The following is a 21,636-nucleotide window of genomic DNA, read 5'->3' on the forward strand; positions in this document are numbered from 1 at the left end:
CCTTCCCTGCCGGGCCTGGCGTTTTACTTCTGACAGTGACGGCAATAGAACGTCGCACGCTGTGCGTGTTTCGTTGCGACTATCGGCGTACCGCATACCCAACACGGCTCGCCTTTGCGCCCGTACACCTGCAACTCCTGCGCAAAATAGCCCGGTTTCCCATCGCTTTGCAGAAAATCCTTCAGCGTTGTCCCGCCTTGTTCAATAGAGCGCAGCAAAACGGCTTTAATCACCCGTGCCAGCAGGTCGCACTCCTCTGTCGAGAGTGACGACGCCAGGCGGTCAGGGTGAATACCAGCGGCAAACAGCGACTCGCTGGCGTAGATATTCCCCACGCCGACCACCAGCTTGTTATCCATCAGCCAGGGTTTAATCGCCGTCTTCTTCTTCGCGCATTTCTGCTGCAAATATTCGCCATTAAACTCATCGCTTAGCGGCTCCGGTCCCAGATGCGCCAGTACGTTATGCCCTTCCAGCTCTTTGGTCCATAACCAGGCGCCAAAGCGGCGAGGATCGGTATAACGTAGAATTTTGCCGTTGCTCATCACCAAATCGACATGGTCGTGCTTTTCCGCCGGCAGCGCTTCCGACAATATCCGCAAGCTTCCCGACATCCCCAGGTGAATAATTATCCAGCCGTCAGGCAGCTCCAGCAGTAAATATTTAGCACGACGCTGAACGCTAAGGACGGGTGTATCGCTCAGACGATAAATTTCGTCTGAAACCGGCCAGCGCAGACGGCCGTTACGGATATGGGCGTGCAGGATAGTAGCGCCAACTAAATGGGGTTCAATACCCCGGCGGCTGGTTTCAACTTCGGGTAATTCAGGCATAACGTCTCCGGCTGTGTGGCAGGTCTCATTAATATGGGGACGGCCAGAAAACAAAAAACCCCGCCGAAGCGAGGTTTTTGTTACATCAAAGCGAGAATTATTTGATTTTCGCTTCTTTGTAGATCACGTGCTGACGGACAACTGGATCGAATTTTTTCAGTTCCAGTTTTTCCGGTTTAGTACGTTTGTTCTTCGTAGTGGTATAGAAGTGACCAGTACCAGCAGAAGAAACCAGCTTGATTTTCTCACGAATACCTTTAGCCATGATTTATTTCCTCTTAGTACTTAGTACTTTTCGCCACGGGCACGCAGTTCAGACAGAACTGTTTCGATGCCTTTTTTATCGATGATACGCATACCTTTAGCAGATACACGCAGGGTGACAAAACGCTTCTCGCTCTCAACCCAGAAACGGTGAGAGTGCAGGTTAGGCAGGAAACGGCGTTTAGTCGCGTTCAGTGCGTGGGAACGGTTGTTACCGGTCACCGGACGCTTGCCAGTAACTTGGCAGACTCGGGACATGTCTATTCTCCAAAAATCAAATTAGCTCGAGCTTCGTATGGGGTATCGGCGCCTCGTCAGGCTTTACAGCCTGGTCATCGCGCAGTTCTATTGAACTCTCGATTGCCAGGCCCAAATGCCAAACCCGAGATTCTCAAAGGTGGCGTAGTATACGCTGACCCGGCGATATGCTCAAGTCCCGAACAGACAAAGATCCCGATGGATCGCGCAAAGAATCTTAAATCCAGCCGCGTTCGGCAAAAGAAACGTACTCTCCGCGCCCAATTATCAGGTGATCGAGCACCCGGATATCCATAAACTGGCAACACTTTATCACGCGCTCAGTGATAAGTTTATCTGCTTTACTTGGCTCTGCGCAGCCTGAAGGGTGGTTATGCGCCAGAATGACCGCTGAAGCATTGAGTTTAATCGCTTCCCGAACAATCTCACGCGGATGCACCTCTACGTGGTTAAGCGTGCCGGAAAACAGGCGGCTGTGCTGAAGCACCCGGTGCTGGGCATCGAGGAAGATCACCAGAAAGATCTCACGCTCTTCGCCCGTCAGTTGGCTTTGCAGAAATTCCCGCGTCATTTCCGGACTCAGCAACGCACTTTCCTCATTCATGCGCACGCTGTAATAGCGCCTTGCCAGCTCAGCAATGCCTTTCAACTGCGCGAATTTCGCCAGGCCGATGCCGTTTACGCCGCGAAACTGCGCAAAGTCCGCCGACAGCAGGCCATACAGCGACCCAAAGTGCTGCAATATCTCTTTTGCCAACGTCATAACATCTTTTCCCGGCGTGCCGGTACGTAAAAAAAGCGCCAGCAGTTCCACGTCGCTGAGGGAAGCAATGCCGGATCTGAGCATTTTTTCACGCGGCAATAATTCGTCCAACGTATCCATACGCGCACCTCCTTTTTTAAGGAAGCGGCATAGTGGCACAGCCTTTGGGAGAGATCGACGCCCTGATTTTGTTCTTGCGTAGCGCCTCGCAAAGTGGAACGCAGGCAACGACACGACGCCGTAGAGATTGTGATAAAATAGCCGCCTTTCAAAGTCACCCAACAGGAAAGACATGATGAGCCTGGCCGGTAAAAAAATTGTTCTCGGCGTTAGCGGCGGTATCGCTGCGTATAAAACGCCGGAGCTGGTGCGCCGTTTACGTGAGCGCGGCGCTGACGTGCGCGTGGCAATGACCGAGGCGGCAAAAGCCTTTATTACCCCCCTGAGCTTACAGGCAGTGTCGGGCTATCCCGTATCCGACAGTCTGCTTGACCCTGCCGCCGAAGCCGCGATGGGGCATATCGAGTTGGGGAAATGGGCCGACCTGGTGATTCTTGCTCCCGCGACCGCCGATCTGATCGCCCGTGTAGCATCGGGTATGGCTAATGATTTAGTCTCCACCATCTGCCTGGCGACGCCAGCCCCGGTGGCCGTTCTTCCGGCCATGAACCAACAGATGTACCGCGCTGCCGCCACGCAACATAATCTGGAGGTGCTCGCCTCTCGCGGCCTGTTCATTTGGGGGCCGGATAGCGGCAGTCAGGCGTGCGGCGATGTAGGTCCAGGCCGAATGCTGGACCCATTAGTTATCGTTGATAAGGCCGCCGCGCATTTCGCTGCCGTCAACGATCTGCGACATCTTAATATCATGATTACGGCAGGCCCGACGCGCGAACCGCTCGACCCGGTGCGTTATATTTCCAACCACAGCTCAGGTAAAATGGGCTTCGCTATTGCGGCGGCCGCAGCGCGTCGCGGCGCAAATGTCACGCTGGTCTCCGGTCCCGTTTCGTTACCAACGCCGCCTTTTGTAAAACGGGTTGATGTCATAACCGCGCTGGACATGGAAGCCGCTGTTCAGGCCGCCGTTCAACAGCAGCACATTTTCATTAGCTGCGCCGCCGTGGCTGACTATCGCGCAGAGACTATCGCCAGTGAAAAAATCAAAAAACAGGCGGCGCAAGGTGATGAATTACTAATAAAAATGGTCAAAAACCCGGACATTGTCGCCGGGGTGGCCGCACTCAGTGACAATCGCCCCTACGTTGTTGGGTTTGCCGCGGAAACGAATAATGTGGAAGAATACGCCCGGCAAAAACGTACCCGTAAGAACCTTGACCTGATTTGTGCAAATGATGTTTCACTTTCAAATCAGGGATTTAATAGCGATAAAAACGCTTTACACCTTTTCTGGCAGGATGGAGATAAAGTCTTACCGCTTGAGCGAAAAGAACTCCTGGGCCAATTATTACTCGACGAGATCGTGACCCGTTATGATGAAAAAAATCGACGTTAAGATTCTGGACCCGCGTGTTGGTCAGCAGTTTCCGCTGCCGACTTATGCTACTTCTGGTTCTGCCGGGCTTGACCTGCGCGCCTGTCTCGACGACGCCGTAGAACTGGCGCCTGGCGCAACGACGTTGGTGCCTACCGGACTGGCCATTCATATCGCCGATCCATCATTGGCGGCAGTCATGTTGCCGCGTTCTGGCCTGGGCCATAAACATGGTATCGTGCTGGGCAACCTGGTCGGGCTGATTGATTCCGATTATCAGGGGCAACTGATGGTTTCGATCTGGAACCGTGGTCAGGACAGTTTTACCATTGAACCGGGCGAACGTATCGCGCAAATGGTGTTTGTTCCGGTCGTTCAGGCCGAATTTAATCTGGTGGAAGCATTTGACGCCACCGAACGTGGCGAGGGCGGCTTCGGTCATTCTGGCCGTAAGTAAATTTTACGCATCCCCATAACGTCATAATACTGCCGCAAGCGCTGAGTTTGCGGTTATAGCGTGGGTGCTCGCCTGGCAAGTGCTTATTTTCAGGGGTATTTTGTAACATGGCAGAAAAACAAACTGCGAAAAGGAATCGTCGCGAAGAAATACTTCAGTCACTGGCGCTGATGCTTGAATCCAGCGATGGAAGCCAACGCATCACGACGGCAAAACTGGCGGCCTCGGTCGGCGTTTCCGAAGCGGCGCTATACCGCCATTTTCCCAGCAAGACCCGCATGTTCGATAGCCTGATTGAGTTTATCGAAGATAGTCTGATTACCCGTATCAATCTGATTTTAAAAGATGAAAAAAACACCAGCACGCGTTTGCGCCTGATTGTGTTGCTGATTCTGGGTTTTGGCGAACGCAACCCTGGCCTGACGCGCATTCTTACCGGGCACGCGCTGATGTTTGAACAGGATCGCCTGCAGGGGCGCATTAATCAGCTTTTTGAACGCATCGAAGCGCAGCTCCGCCAGGTGCTACGAGAAAAAAGAATGCGTGAAGGCGAAGGCTACACGACGGATGAAAATCTGCTGGCAAGCCAGCTGTTAGCCTTCTGTGAAGGTATGCTTTCACGGTTCGTGCGTAGCGAATTTAAATACCGCCCAACGGACGATTTCGACGCCCGCTGGCCGCTCATTGCCGCTCAGCTACAGTAACGCTGACTGGATAGTGGCTCACGCCTTATCCAGGCGACAGAAACATAAGCCCGGTAAAGCGCCACCGGGCAATTCGCTTACACGCCAAATTCTTCCCGGTATGCTCGCACAGCCGCCAGATGCTCAGCCATATCAGGTTTTTCTTCCAGATAGGCAATCAGGTCTTTCAGCGTAATGATGGAGATAACCTTACAACCATAGTCGCGCTCCACTTCCTGAATCGCGGAAATCTCGCCGCGGCCACGTTCCTGACGATCCAGCGAAATCAGTACGCCAGCCAGCGTAGCCCCGTGCGCCTGAATAATCTCCATCGACTCGCGAATCGCCGTACCTGCAGTAATCACGTCATCCACCAGCATCACGCGGCCCTGTAGCGCACTGCCCACCAGACTCCCGCCTTCGCCATGATCTTTTGCCTCTTTGCGGTTAAAGCAGTACGGCAGGTCTTTATCGTGATGTTCCGCCAGCGCAACCGCCGTCGTCGTCGCGATCGGAATACCTTTGTATGCGGGGCCAAACAGCAGATCAAATTCAATACCGGAATCCACCAGCGCTTCGGCATAAAAACGGCCTAACAACGCCAGGTCGCGCCCGGTATTAAACAGCCCGGCGTTGAAGAAATAGGGGCTTTTGCGGCCGGATTTCAGCGTAAACTCGCCAAACTTTAGTACCTGCTTGTTAAGCGCAAACTCAATAAACTGGCGCTGATACGGTTTCATGGATTCGCTCCTTTTCTTACTTTCATCATTTACGAAATTTACGGACAAAAAAAAGGCGACTTTTCAGTCGCCTTAAAATCAATTTTCTAGCGCCGCCTTCTGCGTCGCCACAATGGATTCAATTCCCCCTCGGGCCAGCGCCAACAAAGTGAGAAGTTCTTCATGGCTGAACGGCTCGCCTTCCGCGGTACCCTGTACTTCAATAATGCGGCCGTCTTCAGTCATCACGACGTTCATGTCGGTTTCTGCTGCGGAATCTTCAACATATTCCAGATCGCAGATCGCTTCGCCGTTAACGATGCCTACGGAAACCGCCGCCACCATGCCTTTCATCGGGTTGGTTTTCAGCTTACCGTTGGCAACCAATTTATTCAGCGCATCCGCCAACGCCACGCAGGCACCGGTAATAGACGCTGTACGCGTACCGCCATCGGCCTGGATTACATCGCAGTCCAGCGTAATGGTAAATTCGCCGAGCGTTTTCAGATCGACCGCCGCACGCAGCGCACGCGCGATCAAACGCTGAATTTCCATAGTACGGCCGCCCTGCTTACCCTTTGCTGCTTCACGCGCATTACGGGTATGGGTAGCGCGAGGCAACATGCCATACTCTGCGGTGATCCACCCCTGGCCTTGTCCTTTCAGAAAACGTGGAACGCCTTCTTCAATGGAGGCGGTGCACAACACTTTGGTATCTCCAAATTCGACCAGTACCGAGCCTTCAGCGTGTTTTGTATAGTTACGGGTCAGGGTTACGGGACGCACCTGATTAGCGCTACGGCCTGCTGGACGCATATTGAGATCTCCGGCTTAAAACGAATGTGGCTGCGCATTATACGGACTTCCGATGGTTATTCCTATCCTGACAAGGCATGGATAGCTATAATCCCCTCATCTCTCCTTTAAAAACGGGAACATCTATGATCCGCAGTATGACCGCCTACGCCCGGCGTGAAATCAAGGGTGAATGGGGTAGCGCGACCTGGGAAATGCGCTCGGTAAACCAGCGTTATCTGGAAACTTACTTTCGTCTGCCGGAACAGTTCCGTAGTCTTGAACCCGTCGTGCGCGAACGCATTCGTACACGCCTGACGCGCGGCAAAGTCGAATGTATGCTGCGTTTTGAACCCGATGCCAGCGCGCAAGGCGAGCTTATTCTGAATGAAAAGCTCGCGAAACAATTAGTTAGCGCCGCAAACTGGGTCAAAATGCAGAGCGACGAAGGGGAAATCAATCCGGTTGATATTTTGCGCTGGCCAGGTGTCATGGCGGCGCAAGAGCAGGATCTGGACGCGATTGCCGCAGAAATTTTAGCCGCCCTGGACGGTACGCTGGATGACTTTATCGTGGCGCGTGAAACGGAAGGCCAGGCGCTGAAAGCGCTGATTGAACAACGTCTGGAAGGCGTCAGCGCCGAAGTTGCGAAAGTCCGCGCGCATATGCCAGAAATCCTGCAATGGCAGCGTGAACGCCTGGTCGCGAAGCTGGAAGATGCTCAGGTTCAGTTGGAAAACAACCGTCTGGAGCAAGAGCTGGTGATGATGGCGCAACGCATTGATGTGGCGGAAGAGCTGGATCGTCTCGAAGCGCACGTCAAAGAGACTTACAACATTCTGAAGAAAAAAGAGGCGGTAGGTCGCCGTCTGGACTTCATGATGCAAGAATTTAACCGTGAGTCGAACACCCTGGCCTCCAAATCCATCAACGCTGATGTAACTAACTCCGCTATTGAATTAAAAGTGTTGATCGAGCAAATGCGCGAGCAGATCCAGAATATTGAATAATTCTGGCGCTCAATATGTCACAGAGCCCGCCTTATGCGGGCTCTCGCGTTTATCGGTAGTACGTTTTTAATTTCCGGCGAATAGCGTCGATAAGGCGCCGCTTCCACTCTACCGTCGAAGCCCGATACTGCATAAAAATAGCGCCTTCCGCCTGCTCCCCGGTAAGCGGCAGGACAAAAAGACCGCGCTTATCGGATAAATTTTCATACCAGGGGCGCGGTACAATCGCCATTAGCGGCGCCGACTGGACAGCAGGCGCAAGTTGACTGTAATCATGACAAACAAACGCCAGCGGACGTTCAAACCCGGCACGAGCCTGCTGCCTGTCCAGTTCGTTGTTCTCTTTTGTCCACGGCAAACAGTAAATGTGTTGATAATGCTGCAGATCAGCAAAATTCAACGCTGCGGCATTCTCCAGACGTGAACGCAATGGCGCGCCATAAACCGCGATCAAACGCGTCGTCCCCACCCGCTCGTAATGCAGAGCGCTGACCTGCTTTTGATGGTCGCCAATTGCCAGCACCAAATCAACCGAGCTATCCAACAGTTCATCACGCCAGGGTCGGCGGGCAAAAGGAAGGCACTCGATCACCGCCTGATGAAGATGACCTTTCTCTGCGAGAACGGGCGTAAGCAGCGCGTTCAATGCGGGAGGAAGTACCACCCGAAAACAACGGGAGCCGTTCTCTTTATCGCCAAATAGCTCCTCATTAAGCGAAACAAACACAGGCGCCAATTTGTCACGCAGCGCCTGCGCATAAGGAGTAGCAATCTGGCGGTTCCCTTCCCGTCGAAACAACGGATCGTTTAGCGCATCGCGCAATCTCATTAGCGCATGACTTACCGCAGAAGGCGACAAAGCCAGCTTTTGCGCCGTTTTCCCCGTAGAGCTCGTCTCCAGCAGCACATACAGTACTTTTAACAGGTTCATATCCATTTGCAGCAAGTTCATTAAACGTCTCTCTTATTGAACCTGGCTAAATTACTGCCAGGTATACTGCGGGCGCTTCAATCAGGAGAACATTATGAATCGCTATGCATTATTCTTTGTATGTATATTTTCAACATCAGCACTTCCTGCCATGGCGGCATTAGATCCTTCACAACCGTTATCACCCGCGCCTCCGTTATCACTGTTTAAAGCGTGGGCTAAGCCTATAAAGCCGTTTCAAATCACAGAAGGCGTGTGGTATGTCGGCACGGAAAATCTCTCTTCTATTCTGCTGACCACTCCGGCAGGGCATATTCTTATTGATGCGGGGTTGGATGAAAGCGCACCGCAAATTAAAGCGAATATTGAAGCGGCAGGATTCCGCCTCACAGACGTGCGCTATCTGTTGAATAGCCATGCGCGGCTGGATCAAGCGGGGGGCATGGCACGTTTGAAAGCGTGGAGCGGCGCACAATTGGTCGCCAGCCAACCCAACGCCGATCAGATGGCGAGGGGTGGACGACAGGATTTTGCGCTTGGCGATGCGCTCCCCTTCCCGCCCGTCACCACCGATAAAATTATCCACCACCAGGAAAGCATCATCCTCGGAGGGATAACCGTGACAGCGCTATTCACGCCTGGACATCTACCCGGCTCAACCTCCTGGCGCGTAACGCTCCGCAACGGCAAGACGCTAATTTACGCTGACAGTCTCGCCACGCCCGACTATCTGCTGATTAACAACAAAAATTACCCTGACCTGGTTACTGATATTCAGGGTAGCTTTAAGACACTGGCCGCCCAGCATGTTGATATCTTTATTGCCAATAAAGGTGACCGCTTCGGGCTACTGGAGAAACGACAGCAACTTCGCAACGGCGATACACAGGCATTCTTTGATTCCAATGGCTTGCAACAGTATGTAGAACGCTCGCGTCAGCGCTTCATCACACAACTTACCGCACAGCAGCCATAATGAAATGACTCACCGGCGGCGCGTCCGGGGCGCCGTTCTTTTAAATTATCTAAGTCAAAACAGAAAAACCTCGCATACAATAAACCACAAAAATGATGCTCAATTTATTGATATTTATAATAAATAATTATTAATCATAAATTTAAAATCATTACTAAAATTTATTAATCGCGTAATGCCTTAGAAAATCTCAATCGTGATACAGCGCACAAATCGTTAATCTTCGCCCCCAGTAAATTAGGGGGAAATCATGCTGTTGCACGTTCTTTATTTAATTGGCATCACTGCCGAGGCCATGACGGGCGCACTCGCTGCGGGTCGTCGTCGCATGGATACATTCGGCGTAATTATTATTGCTACCGCCACCGCCATTGGTGGAGGCTCGGTTCGCGACATTCTGCTCGGTCACTATCCGCTGGGTTGGGTGAAGCATCCCGAATATGTCATTATTGTGGCGACTGCCGCTGTATTGACCACCATTGTTGCCCCCGTCATGCCCTATTTACGCAAGCTTTTCCTGGTACTTGACGCGCTGGGGTTGGTGGTTTTCTCTATTATTGGCGCTCAGATAGCCCTTGATATGGGCGAAGGGCCAATTATCGCCGTGGTAGCCGCCGTCACTACCGGCGTCTTTGGCGGCGTGCTCCGCGATATGTTCTGCAAACGCATTCCACTGGTGTTTCAAAAAGAGCTATATGCCGGCATTTCGTTCGCCTCGGCGGTGCTCTATATTGCGCTGCAACATTACGTCATGAATCCGGATGTCGTCGTTATCTCTACGCTACTGTTTGGCTTTACAGCAAGGTTATTAGCGCTACGTCTTAAACTTGGCCTGCCGGTATTTTATTACCGCCATGAAGGGCACTAAGACCCAAATCCGGGAATATGCTGAGCAGCCAGCCATCTGCTCAGCGTTTTGATCTGCGGATTATCCCGCCAGTCGATAACTCTCCCGGCACGGCGCTCGCCCGTCGCTGGCAACTGCCGCCAGTGTTGCTCTGTTCGCATTAATAACTGCTCCCATGAGCGATCGCCGCTGGCCTGTAATGCGGCCTGCGTTAAGGGGATATCCATCGCCATGATCCAGCGGGTAAACGGCTGCCGGCGCGCCAGGTTAAATTGCCGCCATATCTGCTCGCTTTTTCCTTTAGCAAAGCCTGGCGTGTTGGCTATTTGCGCTGACGTCAGGGCAAGCCAGGAGAAGATATGCTCAAAGCGATGCGTCTGATGCAAGGCCCGCCAGCTGGCTTCGCCCATTCCGTCCAGACCCAACGCCGACCGTGACCCCAGCCATACCAGCCTGGAGATAAACTGTTCCTGACACGTTTCCGACGCGTAAAAGCAGGTCAGCGAGTTGAAATGGCTATCAGGCGGTACAGGCTTACTCCGCTCACGACTCCGCCAGACGACCTCATCAAGCCGGGGAATGCCTTGCCCCGCCAGACTCACCAGGATCTGATCGCCCGGCGCGATATCCCACGCTTCCCAACGCTTCACAGAACCGATATTGACCCGCTGAACCCGCTTATCATCCAATATAACGGGGACAAGCGACGCTACTACGGTAATTTTGCCGCTTTTCCCCACCGAGAACTGAATAGCGCTCACTTGCGCGACCTGCGCTACTGGCGGATATTTCCATGCTGCCAGCCAGTCGCCCTGCCCGGGTCGCCAGTATTGTGACGCGGGTTCTTTAGCCATGCGTATCACTACGCCATCCGTCACAAAGGGTAATGCTGACGTCAGCCATGACTGGCGCGCCCGCTCGACCTCGCTGGTATCTTTTACCGCCAGAGAATATTTCTTCGTCAGACTGAATCCAGCCTTAGCAAGTTGGCTTAATCTTTCGGGCATATTTGCCGGACCGTCCGGCCACGCCCAAATAAAAATACCCAACGAATTTAGCTCGGAGGCGTTATCCTGGCGCATTAACATTCCTGCGGCTTTCGAGCGCGCATTCATCCCGCCCATCCGTTGCTGGATATGTCCCTCGCGCTGTAGAAAGATTTCGCCCTGCAACACCGCGTTAGCTAGCGCGCCTTGTGTTGTCTGCGGTATAGAGGGGATCAGGCGAATTTTTGGCGTCCAGTCCTCGCCTTGTAGTCCGTTACCCCGGCTAATGGCCCTGGTCAGTTTACCGTTTTGATAAACCAGTGTTACCGCTACGCCATCCACTTTTGGCTGTACCCAAAGCTCGCTGCGCCCGCGCATCCACTGTTCTACCGCCTGTCGGTCCGCGAGTTTACGTACGCCCGTGTGCGCAACAGGGTGCATTGTTGTACCGTTTAACGGCGGTGAAACCGGAGTAGATGAAACATCCTGACCAACACAGCGTTGCCACTGAACCAGCCTTGCGCTGAGCTGGTCGTACACACTATCGTCAACCGCGCTAACACCTTGTTTCCAGTAGATGTCATTCCAGTCAGCGAGCTGTTGCTGTAAACGGGTGATTTCTTCAGCGGCCCTTGCTGGCAGCCAGGCCGGGCAAAGCGCCCCACTCTGCGAATGCCACAATAAAATTCCCCACGCCATACTTTTCCATAATCTCATCACGACCTCCTGCGCACATTGCCCGGCAGGTATAGCGCTTTAGTGAATAAAAACCGACAGGTAAAAATGCATCATCCGAGCCGCTTTCCAGATTTTTTGGTGGGTTGCTGCAACGACGCGATAAAAGCGGAAAAAGGGACGCAAAATGCAATAATCTGGCGCAAAAAGTGTGACAAAGACTACGTCGCATAACGGCGATGTGTATAATAAGCCCGTATCAAGGCTCTATTTCGATAATCACAGACGTAAGATACTCATGGCTCAAGGTACGCTTTATATTGTTTCTGCCCCCAGTGGCGCGGGTAAATCCAGCCTGATTCAGGCTTTATTAAAAACCCAACCGTTGTACGACACTCAGGTTTCCGTTTCACATACCACGCGCGCGCCGCGTCCGGGTGAAGTGCACGGTGAGCACTATTTCTTTGTAAATCATGATGAGTTTAAAACCATGATTGGCAGGGAGGCGTTTCTGGAGCACGCGGAAGTGTTTGGCAATTACTACGGCACTTCGCGCGAAACCATTGAGCAAGTGCTGGCAACCGGCGTTGATGTTTTTCTGGATATCGACTGGCAGGGCGCCCAGCAAATTCGCGAAAAGATGCCGCAAGCACGCAGCATTTTTATTTTGCCGCCATCAAAGATCGAATTGGATCGCCGTTTACGCGGCCGCGGGCAAGATAGCGAAGAAGTCATTGCCAAACGAATGGCTCAAGCGGTTGCAGAAATGAGCCATTACGCCGAATATGATTATCTTATTGTGAATGACGACTTTGATACCGCGTTAAGCGACTTGAAAACCATCATTCGCGCTGAACGTCTGCGTATGAGCCGCCAAAAGCAGCGTCATGACGCTTTAATCAGCAAATTGTTGGCAGACTGAACCCACTTTCAGTATCATGCCCAGTCATTTCTTCACCTGTGGAGCATTTTAAGTATGGCACGCGTAACTGTTCAGGACGCTGTAGAGAAAATTGGTAACCGTTTTGACCTGGTACTGGTCGCCGCGCGTCGCGCTCGTCAGATGCAGGTAGGCGGAAAGGATCCGCTGGTACCGGAAGAAAACGATAAAACTACCGTTATCGCGCTGCGCGAAATCGAAGAAGGTCTGATTAACAACCAGATCCTCGACGTCCGCGAGCGCCAGGAACAGCAAGAGCAGGAAGCCGCTGAATTACAAGCCGTTACCGCTATTGCTGAAGGTCGTCGTTAATCACAAAGCGGGTCGCCCTTGTATCTGTTTGAAAGCCTGAATCAACTGATTCAAACCTACCTGCCGGAAGACCAGATTAAGCGTCTTCGGCAGGCGTATCTCGTTGCACGTGACGCTCACGAGGGCCAGACACGTTCAAGCGGTGAACCCTATATCACGCACCCGGTAGCGGTGGCCTGTATTCTGGCCGAGATGAAACTCGACTACGAAACGCTGATGGCCGCTCTGCTGCATGACGTGATTGAAGATACCCCCGCCACCTATCAGGACATGGAACAGCTTTTCGGTAAAAGCGTTGCCGAGCTGGTAGAGGGGGTGTCGAAACTTGATAAGCTCAAGTTCCGCGATAAGAAAGAGGCGCAGGCCGAAAACTTTCGCAAAATGATTATGGCGATGGTGCAGGATATCCGCGTCATCCTCATTAAGCTTGCTGACCGTACCCATAACATGCGCACGCTGGGCTCGTTACGCCCGGATAAACGTCGTCGTATTGCCCGTGAAACCCTCGAAATCTACAGCCCGCTGGCGCACCGTTTAGGTATTCATCACATTAAAACCGAGCTGGAAGAGCTGGGTTTTGAAGCGCTGTATCCCAATCGTTACCGCGTCATTAAAGAAGTGGTAAAAGCGGCGCGCGGCAACCGTAAAGAGATGATCCAAAAAATCCTCTCTGAAATCGAAGGACGTTTGCAAGAGGCGGGAATTCCGTGTCGCGTTAGCGGTCGCGAAAAACATCTTTACTCGATCTACTGCAAAATGGTGCTCAAAGAGCAGCGTTTTCACTCGATCATGGACATTTACGCTTTCCGCGTGATCGTTCATGACTCCGATACCTGCTATCGCGTACTCGGCCAGATGCACAGTCTCTATAAGCCGCGTCCGGGACGCGTGAAAGACTATATAGCCATTCCCAAAGCGAACGGCTATCAGTCTTTGCACACCTCGATGATCGGCCCGCACGGCGTTCCTGTTGAAGTCCAGATCCGTACCGAAGATATGGATCAGATGGCGGAAATGGGGGTCGCAGCGCACTGGGCGTATAAAGAACACGGTGAGACCAGCACCACGGCGCAGATCCGCGCCCAGCGCTGGATGCAGAGCCTGCTGGAGCTACAACAGAGCGCCGGTAGTTCGTTTGAATTTATCGAAAGCGTAAAATCCGATCTCTTCCCGGATGAGATTTACGTTTTCACCCCGGAAGGACGCATTGTCGAACTGCCCGCTGGCGCTACGCCGGTGGATTTTGCCTATGCAGTGCATACCGACATCGGCCACGCCTGCGTCGGCGCGCGTGTCGACCGGCAGCCTTATCCGCTGTCGCAGCCGCTTAGCAGCGGTCAGACCGTCGAAATTATTACCGCGCCGGGCGCACGTCCTAACGCCGCCTGGCTGAACTTTGTCGTCAGCTCTAAAGCGCGCGCTAAAATTCGTCAGTTGCTGAAAAACCTCAAACGTGATGACTCCGTAAGCCTGGGCCGTCGTCTGCTTAACCATGCTTTAGGCGGTAGCCGTAAGCTGGCGGAAATTCCGCAGGAAAATATTCAGCGCGAACTGGATCGTATGAAGCTGGCAACGCTTGACGATCTGCTGGCGGAAATCGGTCTCGGCAACGCGATGAGCGTAGTGGTCGCGAAAAATCTGCAGCAAGGCGAAGCCGTGGTGCCGACCGTTGCGCAATCGAATCACGGCCACCTGCCGATTAAAGGCGCGGATGGCGTGCTTATCACCTTTGCGAAGTGTTGTCGTCCGATCCCAGGCGACCCGATCATCGCTCACGTCAGCCCAGGTAAAGGACTGGTGATCCACCACGAATCCTGCCGTAATATCCGTGGATACCAGAAAGAGCCAGAGAAATTTATGGCGGTCGAATGGGACAAAGAGACGGAGCAGGAATTCATTACCGAAATCAAGGTGGAAATGTTTAACCATCAGGGCGCGCTGGCTAACCTGACGGCGGCGATTAATACCACCACCTCCAATATTCAAAGCCTGAATACTGAAGAGAAAGATGGTCGCGTCTATAGTACCTTTATTCGCCTTACCGCACGCGATCGCGTACATCTGGCGAATATCATGCGCAAAATCCGCGTGATGCCAGACGTTATTAAAGTCACCCGTAACCGAAACTAGCGCTATGAATCCAAAACGTTATGCGCGTATATGCGAAATGCTCGCCAGGCGTCAGCCTGATCTCACGGTCTGCATGGAGCAAGTCCACAAACCTCATAACGTTTCTGCAATCATTCGTACCGCAGATGCCGTTGGCGTCCATGAAGTCCATGCTATCTGGCCAGGTAGCCGGATGCGCACCATGGCTTCCGCGGCGGCGGGCAGCAACAGTTGGGTACAGGTGAAAACTCACCGTACCATTGGCGATGCGGTAGCCCATTTGAAAGGACGGGGAATGCAGATTCTGGCAACCCATCTTTCTGATAAAGCCGTAGACTTTCGCGAGATTGATTACACGCGCCCGACCTGTATTCTGATGGGTCAGGAGAAAACCGGTATTACTCAGGAAGCATTAGACCTGGCGGATCGGGATATCATCATTCCGATGATCGGCATGGTACAGTCGCTGAACGTTTCCGTCGCCTCCGCGCTCATTCTTTATGAAGCCCAGCGCCAGCGACAGAACGCGGGCATGTATCTGCGTGAAAATAGCATGTTGCCGGAAGATGAACAGCAGCGCCTGCTGTTTGAGGGTGGTTATCCGGTGCTGGCGAAAGTCGCTAAACGTAAAGGTCTGCCTTATCCTCGCGTCAATCAGCAGGGCGAAATCGACGCCGATGCTGACTGGTGGGCGACGATGCAGGCGGCAGGGTAATCACCATGTCAGGCCGCTTGTTAGACGCTGTTTCGCTCAATTCCCTGACAGGCGTCGGCGCAGCGCAAAGCAGTAAACTGGCGAAAATTGGCCTGCACACCGTGCAGGACCTCCTGCTCCACCTCCCTCTGCGTTACGAAGACCGCACCCATCTCTACCCCATTGGCGAACTGCTGCCTGGCATCTACGCCACCGTTGAAGGCGAAGTGCTGAACTGCAATATCACTTTCGGCGGTCGTCGGATGATGACCTGCCAGATTAGCGACGGTTCCGGCATTCTTACCATGCGCTTTTTCAATTTTAACGCAGCGATGAAAAACAGCCTGGCGACGGGACGACGTGTGCTGGCCTACGGGGAAGCGAAGCGCGGCAAGTATGGCGCAGAGATGATCCATCCGGAATATCGCCTGCAGGGCGATCTCAGCACGCCGGAACTTCAGGAAACGCTCACCCCCGTCTATCCGACCACCGAGGGCGTGAAGCAAGCGACACTGCGCAAGCTTACCGATCAGGCGCTGGAGTTGCTCGACACCTGCGCCATTGCCGAACTACTGCCGCCGGAACTGGCGCAGGGTATGATGAGCCTGCCGGAGGCGCTACGTACCTTGCATCGCCCGCCGCCGACGCTCCAGCTCGCCGATTTAGAAACCGGCAAACACCCGGCGCAGCGGCGGCTTATTCTTGAAGAGCTACTGGCGCATAATCTCAGTATGCTGGCGCTTCGCGCAGGCGCGCAGCGCTACCACGCTCAGCCGCTAAGTACCAACAACATATTGAAAGACAAGCTGCTGGCGTCGTTGCCGTTTAAACCCACCAGCGCGCAGGCGCGGGTGGTAGCAGAGATCGAACGTGATATGGCGCTCGATGTGCCGATGATGCGTCTGGTTCAGGGCGACGTGGGTTCCGGTAAAACATTGGTTGCGGCGCTTGCCGCCTTGCGCGCTATTGCCCACGGTAAGCAGGTGGCGTTGATGGCGCCGACCGAACTGCTGGCTGAACAGCACGCAAATAATTTCCGCAACTGGTTCGAACCGTTGGGCGTTGAAGTGGGTTGGCTGGCCGGTAAACAAAAAGGTAAAGCGCGTCAGGCGCAGCAAGAGGCTATTGCCAGCGGTCAGGTGCAGATGATTGTCGGCACTCACGCTATCTTCCAGGAACAGGTGCAGTTTAACGGGCTGGCGCTGGTCATTATCGATGAGCAGCACCGCTTTGGCGTCCACCAGCGGCTGGCATTGTGGGAAAAAGGCCAGCAGCAGGGCTTTCATCCGCATCAGTTGATTATGACCGCAACGCCCATTCCGCGCACCCTGGCGATGACTGCCTACGCCGATCTCGATACCTCGGTGATTGACGAGCTACCGCCGGGCCGTACCCCTGTCACTACCGTTGCGATTCCGGATACCCGTCGCCATGAAATCATTGATCGTGTGCGCAACGCCTGCACAACCGAAGGCCGTCAGGCCTACTGGGTCTGTACGCTGATTGAAGAATCTGACCTGCTGGAAGCGCAGGCGGCGGAAGCCACCTGGGAGGAGCTCAAGCTGGCGTTACCGGAGTTGAATATCGGCCTGGTACACGGCCGCATGAAGCCCGCCGAAAAACAGGCGGTGATGCAGGCCTTTAAGCAGGGCGAACTGCAACTGCTGGTCGCCACTACGGTGATTGAGGTGGGGGTCGATGTTCCTAACGCCAGCCTGATGATTATTGAAAATCCGGAGCGACTGGGCCTGGCGCAGTTACACCAGCTCAGAGGACGCGTTGGCCGTGGCGCGGTCGCGTCGCACTGCGTGCTGCTCTATAAATCGCCGTTGTCGAAAACGGCGCAGAAGCGTTTACAGGTATTGCGCGACAGCAACGACGGCTTTGTGATTGCACAAAAAGATTTAGAGATTCGCGGCCCGGGGGAATTACTGGGCACGCGCCAGACAGGGAACGCCGAATTTAAAGTTGCGGATTTACTGCGCGATCAGGCCATAATCCCCGAAGTTCAGCGTATTGCCCGTCATATTCACGAACGTTATCCGCAGCAGGCACAAGCGCTGATTGAGCGCTGGATGCCGGAAACCGAACGTTATTCCAACGCCTAATCCTATTCGCCGCGCGACAGAGCCGACAGAAGATCCTCAATCTGGATAGCGATAACGTCCTGGGCTGCCAGGGCATCGCGCGAGATACGCGTTGCCATCGCACTCTCCGGCTCGTCCCGCAGCATTGCCGCCGCCTTCTGCACCCCGTCGAGGATCATCTCCGGCGTTAACTGCCGGGTTAAAAACGCCAGATTATTTTCCAACCACGGTTCTTCCGTCGCACCTAATGGCGGTTGCCACTGCCACGAGCCTTCTGGCCAAAGCGGGTTAACCTCTACCGGATAAATTAAATGCGCGGCGTACTGCAACGCGCATACCGCTTTACCCGGCGTATCCAGTAACCACCACTGATTCCAGAGCGAACGGATAAACGGCGCAATGCCACCGAGAACATTGAAGGTATCCAGCCAGGTCAGCGGAGAATTGAAACCGCGCTCGTGATTGATTCGCGCCAGCATGGTCTCCAGCAAAAAATGCCGTACCTGCTGGCGCTGAGCGGCATCCATCATTTCCCGCCAGAGATAAGGCCGCCGTAACGCGCGCAGGAAAGACTCCTCGAAGTGATCGCCATAGCCATGGGTTAACAGCGTTTCGCGCCAACAGGCAAGGCACAGCGGAAACAGATAACGAAACAATTCCGGCTGCATCGGCTCGTGGTAAACCAGATTCAGCACATAATAAACGCTCAGATGCCAATCGGTAATCTGCCGCCAGTCCGTCGCCGCCAGCGCCTGCAACTCAGCATCGGCATAGTCAAACTCCGCTTCCCATACGTTAAGAACCGGCGGCTCATCGCCAAAAATATGACGGCAGCGTTCACGCAGGGTTTCAGGTTGACGGCAACGTTTTTTCATCTTTATCCGGCAAACATTGGCAGCATCAGGTACAGCTTGATCACCAACGCATTGACGATATCGATAAAGAACGCGCCGACCATCGGCACCACCAGGAACGCCATATGCGAGGGGCCAAAACGATCGGTAATCGCCTGCATATTAGCAATGGCGGTCGGCGTTGCGCCCAGGCCAAAACCGCAGTGACCCGCCGCCAGCACCGCCGCATCGTAGTTTTTCCCCATCATGCGCCAGGTGACGAAGATCGCGTACAGCGCCATGAAGATGGTCTGTACCACCAGAATCGCCAGCATCGGCAGCGCCAGCGACGCCAGTTCCCACAGCTTCAGGCTCATCAGCGCCATTGCCAGGAACAGTGACAAACTCACGTTCCCCAGTACCGAAACAGCACGCTCAAATACGCGATAAAAACCCACCAGCGCCAGGCCATTGCTGAGGATCACCCCAACAAATAGCACACAAACGAAGACCGGCAGTTCAAGCACCGTTCCCGCCAGTAGCTGCGCTACGATTTTGCCCACGGTCAGACAGATAGCAATCAGGGCGATGGTTTCGATTAGCACCAGAGAGGTGATCATACGGCCCACATCCGGCTTTTCAAAGGCTGTCGGCACGGCCTGATCGTCAGGCATTCCATCCGGCGTGGTGGAGTGTTTCACCAGATAACGCGCTACCGGGCCGCCAATCAACCCGCCCAGCACCAGGCCAAAGGTTGCACATGCCATCGCAACTTCGGTGGCATTGGCAAAACCATAACGTTCGACAAACAGTTTACTCCACGCCGCGCCGGTACCGTGTCCGCCGGACAGCGTAATTGACCCGGCAATCAGCCCCATTAACGGGTCCAGCCCCAACAGACTCGCCATGCCGATACCGATGGCATTCTGCATCAGCAGTAATCCGACCACGACGACCAGGAAGACGCCAACAACGCGTCCCCCCTTGCGCAGGCTGGCAAGGTTAGCGTTAAGGCCGATCGTCGCGAAAAACGCCAGCATCAACGGATCGCGCAGGGTCATATCAAAGTTGACTTCCCAACCGACGCTTTTTTTCAGCACAAGCAGAGCAACCGCGACCAGTAACCCCCCTGCCACCGGCTCCGGAATCGTATATTTCTTCAGTAAGGAGACAGACTGGACCAGCTTGCGACCCAGTAGCAGCACCAGCGTGGCGGCGACAAGGGTCGATAAGGTATCGAGTTCAAACATTTAAAGCTCCTGTAGTGCGCTGTGACACGTGCGCACAAATCATTTCCTGAGTCAGTTTTTTAGCTCTTTGCGAGTCTTCGGCATGGATTTTAAGCAGAAAAAGGCAAAAAGTTATATAAAAAGGTGCATTTATCTTTTTTAAATATTAAGAATATTCGCTCGCAATCGTTTGCTTTTACCATCTGGTCAGATAAAATCACCGCTTTTCCACCACGAGAATGTCCCTGATGTCCGTTAACGCCATCGAGCCGGCAGATGCGCAACCGGTTGCGCAGACGCAAAACAGCGAATTAATTTACCGTCTTGAAGATCGCCCGCCGCTCCCTCAAACCCTTTTTGCCGCTTGTCAGCATCTGCTGGCCATGTTTGTCGCGGTAATCACGCCAGCGCTGTTAATCTGCCAGGCGTTGGGTTTACCGGCGCAGGATACGCAGCACATTATCAGCATGTCGCTGTTCGCCTCCGGCGTAGCCTCTATTATTCAAATCAAAGCGTGGGGGCCGGTAGGATCGGGGCTGTTATCCATCCAGGGAACCAGTTTTAACTTTGTCGCCCCGCTGATTATGGGCGGTACCGCGCTGAAAACCGGCGGCGCGGACGTCCCGACGATGATGGCGGCGCTGTTCGGCACGCTGATGCTGGCAAGCTGCACCGAGATGGTGCTTTCTCGCATTCTACATCTGGCGCGCCGGATTATCACGCCGTTAGTCTCCGGCGTAGTGGTGATGATTATTGGCCTGTCGCTGATTCAGGTGGGGCTAACCTCCATCGGCGGCGGCTATGCCGCCATGAGCGACAACACCTTTGGCGCACCGAAAAACCTGCTGCTGGCCGGCGTCGTCCTGGCCATTATTATCCTGCTGAATCGGCAGCGTAATCCCTACCTGCGCGTGGCTTCTTTGGTTATTGCCATGGCGGCAGGCTATCTTTTGGCCTGGTTTATGGGCATGTTGCCTGAGAATAACGCGCCGGTCTCACAGGACATCCTGATGGTGCCGACCCCGCTGTATTATGGTCTGGGCATTGACTGGAACCTGTTACTGCCGTTGATGCTGGTCTTTATGATTACGTCGCTGGAGACCATCGGCGACATCACCGCCACCTCTGATGTCTCCGAGCAGCCGGTATCCGGCCCCTTGTACATGAAACGGCTAAAGGGCGGCGTACTGGCTAACGGCCTGAACTCATTTGTTTCAGCGGTATTTAATACGTTCCCGAATTCCTGTTTCGGTCAGAACAACGGCGTCATTCAGTTGACCGGCGTCGCCAGTCGCTATGTGGGATTTGTCGTCGCGCTGATGCTGATTGTACTCGGCCTGTTCCCGGCGGTAAGCGGTTTTGTGCAGCATATCCCGGAACCGGTGCTCGGCGGCGCCACGTTGGTGATGTTCGGCACCATTGCCGCCTCCGGGGTGCGTATTGTCTCGCGTGAGCCGCTGAACCGCCGCGCGATTCTGATTATCGCCCTGTCGCTGGCCGTGGGTCTTGGCGTCTCGCAACAGCCGCAGATCCTGCAGTTCGCGCCGGAATGGGTGAAAAATCTGCTCTCATCCGGAATTGCCGCTGGCGGCATCACGGCTATCGTGCTGAACCTGATTCTCCCGCCGGAAAAACCGTAAAAACCCTGCGGCGGCGACACGATTCGCCGCTGCTGTAACGCTCTTTCACCATTCCTGTCTTGAGGATTGCACGCAAATCGTGCATAAATCCCCTATGTGC

The 21,636-nt window shown here is 53.9% G+C and carries 22 protein-coding genes; 12 read left to right on the forward strand and 10 right to left on the reverse strand.

From position 1 onward, the window contains the following. Nucleotides 1-23: 23 nt before the first annotated feature. The 4 genes from mutM to radC all read right to left on the reverse strand — a co-directional run bounded on the left by mutM (nucleotide 24) and on the right by radC (nucleotide 2,238). Nucleotides 24-833 carry a bifunctional DNA-formamidopyrimidine glycosylase/DNA-(apurinic or apyrimidinic site) lyase gene (mutM, locus tag J4728_RS16450; RefSeq protein ID WP_208212088.1) on the reverse strand — a complete coding sequence of 270 codons (810 nt, stop codon included), beginning with the start codon at nucleotides 831-833 and terminating at the stop codon, nucleotides 24-26. A 97-nt stretch (nucleotides 834-930) separates the two neighbouring features. Further along, nucleotides 931-1,098 carry a 50S ribosomal protein L33 gene (gene rpmG, locus J4728_RS16455; protein ID WP_001051798.1) on the reverse strand — a complete coding sequence of 56 codons (168 nt, stop codon included), beginning with the start codon at nucleotides 1,096-1,098 and terminating at the stop codon, nucleotides 931-933. 20 nt (nucleotides 1,099-1,118) lie between these two features. Next, nucleotides 1,119-1,355 carry a 50S ribosomal protein L28 gene (rpmB, locus tag J4728_RS16460; RefSeq protein WP_001519051.1) on the reverse strand — a complete coding sequence of 79 codons (237 nt, stop codon included), beginning with the start codon at nucleotides 1,353-1,355 and terminating at the stop codon, nucleotides 1,119-1,121. A 217-nt stretch (nucleotides 1,356-1,572) separates the two neighbouring features. After that, a complete protein-coding gene (gene radC / locus J4728_RS16465) occupies nucleotides 1,573-2,238 on the reverse strand; it encodes a RadC family protein (protein ID WP_000380129.1) in 666 nt (221 codons plus the stop codon). A 175-nt stretch (nucleotides 2,239-2,413) separates the two neighbouring features. Between radC and coaBC the strand changes: the two genes are divergently transcribed. The 3 genes from coaBC (at nucleotide 2,414) to slmA (ending at nucleotide 4,774) form a co-directional block, all read left to right on the forward strand. Continuing rightward, nucleotides 2,414-3,634: a bifunctional phosphopantothenoylcysteine decarboxylase/phosphopantothenate--cysteine ligase CoaBC gene (gene coaBC / locus J4728_RS16470; protein WP_020838483.1), complete on the forward strand. Its 1,221-nt coding sequence runs from the start codon at nucleotides 2,414-2,416 to the stop codon at nucleotides 3,632-3,634. Then, complete coding sequence (dut, locus tag J4728_RS16475; RefSeq protein ID WP_000976078.1) at nucleotides 3,612-4,070, forward strand: dUTP diphosphatase; 459 nt, start codon at nucleotides 3,612-3,614, stop codon at nucleotides 4,068-4,070. The genes coaBC and dut overlap by 23 nt, the downstream gene beginning before the upstream one ends. A gap of 107 nt (nucleotides 4,071-4,177) precedes the next feature. Continuing rightward, on the forward strand, nucleotides 4,178-4,774 hold the full coding sequence (gene slmA / locus J4728_RS16480) for a nucleoid occlusion factor SlmA (protein WP_000818607.1): 597 nt from the start codon (nucleotides 4,178-4,180) through the stop codon (nucleotides 4,772-4,774). 77 nt (nucleotides 4,775-4,851) lie between these two features. Here the strand turns inward: slmA and pyrE are convergent, their stop codons facing one another. Together pyrE and rph are read right to left on the reverse strand one after the other, a co-directional pair. After that, nucleotides 4,852-5,493 carry an orotate phosphoribosyltransferase gene (pyrE, locus tag J4728_RS16485; RefSeq protein ID WP_000806167.1) on the reverse strand — a complete coding sequence of 214 codons (642 nt, stop codon included), beginning with the start codon at nucleotides 5,491-5,493 and terminating at the stop codon, nucleotides 4,852-4,854. A gap of 78 nt (nucleotides 5,494-5,571) precedes the next feature. Next, nucleotides 5,572-6,288: a ribonuclease PH gene (gene rph, locus J4728_RS16490; protein ID WP_001247078.1), complete on the reverse strand. Its 717-nt coding sequence runs from the start codon at nucleotides 6,286-6,288 to the stop codon at nucleotides 5,572-5,574. 125 nt (nucleotides 6,289-6,413) lie between these two features. On the opposite strand from rph, the gene J4728_RS16495 reads away from it, so the two are divergent. Continuing rightward, entirely contained in the window at nucleotides 6,414-7,277 is an 864-nt protein-coding gene (locus tag J4728_RS16495; RefSeq protein WP_000621352.1) for a YicC/YloC family endoribonuclease, read from the forward strand. Between the two features lie 49 nt (nucleotides 7,278-7,326). On the opposite strand, the gene J4728_RS16500 is transcribed toward J4728_RS16495, so the two are convergent. Continuing rightward, complete coding sequence (locus J4728_RS16500; protein WP_001050862.1) at nucleotides 7,327-8,229, reverse strand: LysR family transcriptional regulator; 903 nt, start codon at nucleotides 8,227-8,229, stop codon at nucleotides 7,327-7,329. 73 nt (nucleotides 8,230-8,302) lie between these two features. On the opposite strand from J4728_RS16500, the gene J4728_RS16505 reads away from it, so the two are divergent. Both J4728_RS16505 and J4728_RS16510 read left to right on the forward strand, forming a co-directional pair. Continuing rightward, nucleotides 8,303-9,184 (forward strand): HARLDQ motif MBL-fold protein, encoded by an 882-nt coding sequence (locus J4728_RS16505; RefSeq protein WP_085376194.1) that lies wholly within the window; start codon nucleotides 8,303-8,305, stop codon nucleotides 9,182-9,184. Between the two features lie 250 nt (nucleotides 9,185-9,434). Beyond that, entirely contained in the window at nucleotides 9,435-10,052 is a 618-nt protein-coding gene (locus tag J4728_RS16510; protein ID WP_000924334.1) for a trimeric intracellular cation channel family protein, read from the forward strand. Here J4728_RS16510 and ligB read toward each other — a convergent pair. Beyond that, nucleotides 10,049-11,734 (reverse strand): NAD-dependent DNA ligase LigB, encoded by a 1,686-nt coding sequence (gene ligB, locus J4728_RS16515; RefSeq protein ID WP_208212090.1) that lies wholly within the window; start codon nucleotides 11,732-11,734, stop codon nucleotides 10,049-10,051. The genes J4728_RS16510 and ligB overlap by 4 nt on opposite strands. Before the next feature lie 256 nt (nucleotides 11,735-11,990). Between ligB and gmk the strand changes: the two genes are divergently transcribed. Genes gmk through recG form a run of 5 tightly spaced genes read left to right on the forward strand, consistent with a single transcriptional unit; the run spans nucleotide 11,991 to nucleotide 17,855 of the window. Further along, the gene (gmk, locus tag J4728_RS16520) at nucleotides 11,991-12,614 is read left to right on the forward strand and encodes a guanylate kinase (protein ID WP_000046966.1); all 624 of its coding nucleotides are present in this window, start codon (nucleotides 11,991-11,993) and stop codon (nucleotides 12,612-12,614) included. 54 nt (nucleotides 12,615-12,668) lie between these two features. Beyond that, nucleotides 12,669-12,944, forward strand: a complete 276-nt coding sequence (rpoZ, locus tag J4728_RS16525) for a DNA-directed RNA polymerase subunit omega (protein ID WP_000135058.1) — start codon at nucleotides 12,669-12,671, stop codon at nucleotides 12,942-12,944. 18 nt (nucleotides 12,945-12,962) lie between these two features. Beyond that, the gene (gene spoT / locus J4728_RS16530) at nucleotides 12,963-15,074 is read left to right on the forward strand and encodes a bifunctional GTP diphosphokinase/guanosine-3',5'-bis pyrophosphate 3'-pyrophosphohydrolase (RefSeq protein WP_000280481.1); all 2,112 of its coding nucleotides are present in this window, start codon (nucleotides 12,963-12,965) and stop codon (nucleotides 15,072-15,074) included. 4 nt (nucleotides 15,075-15,078) lie between these two features. Continuing rightward, nucleotides 15,079-15,768 carry a tRNA (guanosine(18)-2'-O)-methyltransferase TrmH gene (gene trmH / locus J4728_RS16535; protein WP_001068436.1) on the forward strand — a complete coding sequence of 230 codons (690 nt, stop codon included), beginning with the start codon at nucleotides 15,079-15,081 and terminating at the stop codon, nucleotides 15,766-15,768. A 5-nt stretch (nucleotides 15,769-15,773) separates the two neighbouring features. Beyond that, on the forward strand, nucleotides 15,774-17,855 hold the full coding sequence (recG, locus tag J4728_RS16540) for an ATP-dependent DNA helicase RecG (RefSeq protein ID WP_208212092.1): 2,082 nt from the start codon (nucleotides 15,774-15,776) through the stop codon (nucleotides 17,853-17,855). 2 nt (nucleotides 17,856-17,857) lie between these two features. On the opposite strand, the gene J4728_RS16545 is transcribed toward recG, so the two are convergent. Continuing rightward, entirely contained in the window at nucleotides 17,858-18,709 is an 852-nt protein-coding gene (locus J4728_RS16545; RefSeq protein WP_000745466.1) for a hypothetical protein, read from the reverse strand. Between the two features lie 2 nt (nucleotides 18,710-18,711). Continuing rightward, entirely contained in the window at nucleotides 18,712-19,917 is a 1,206-nt protein-coding gene (gene gltS / locus J4728_RS16550; protein WP_000462251.1) for a sodium/glutamate symporter, read from the reverse strand. Nucleotides 19,918-20,144: 227 nt separating this feature from the next. Between gltS and xanP the strand changes: the two genes are divergently transcribed. After that, the gene (gene xanP / locus J4728_RS16555) at nucleotides 20,145-21,536 is read left to right on the forward strand and encodes a xanthine/proton symporter XanP (RefSeq protein ID WP_000115428.1); all 1,392 of its coding nucleotides are present in this window, start codon (nucleotides 20,145-20,147) and stop codon (nucleotides 21,534-21,536) included. Nucleotides 21,537-21,636: the final 100 nt, after the last annotated feature.

Origin of the sequence: Salmonella sp. 32070601201500089SM, from assembly GCF_017573605.1 — a bacterium.
Taxonomy (GTDB): domain Bacteria; phylum Pseudomonadota; class Gammaproteobacteria; order Enterobacterales; family Enterobacteriaceae; genus Salmonella; species Salmonella enterica.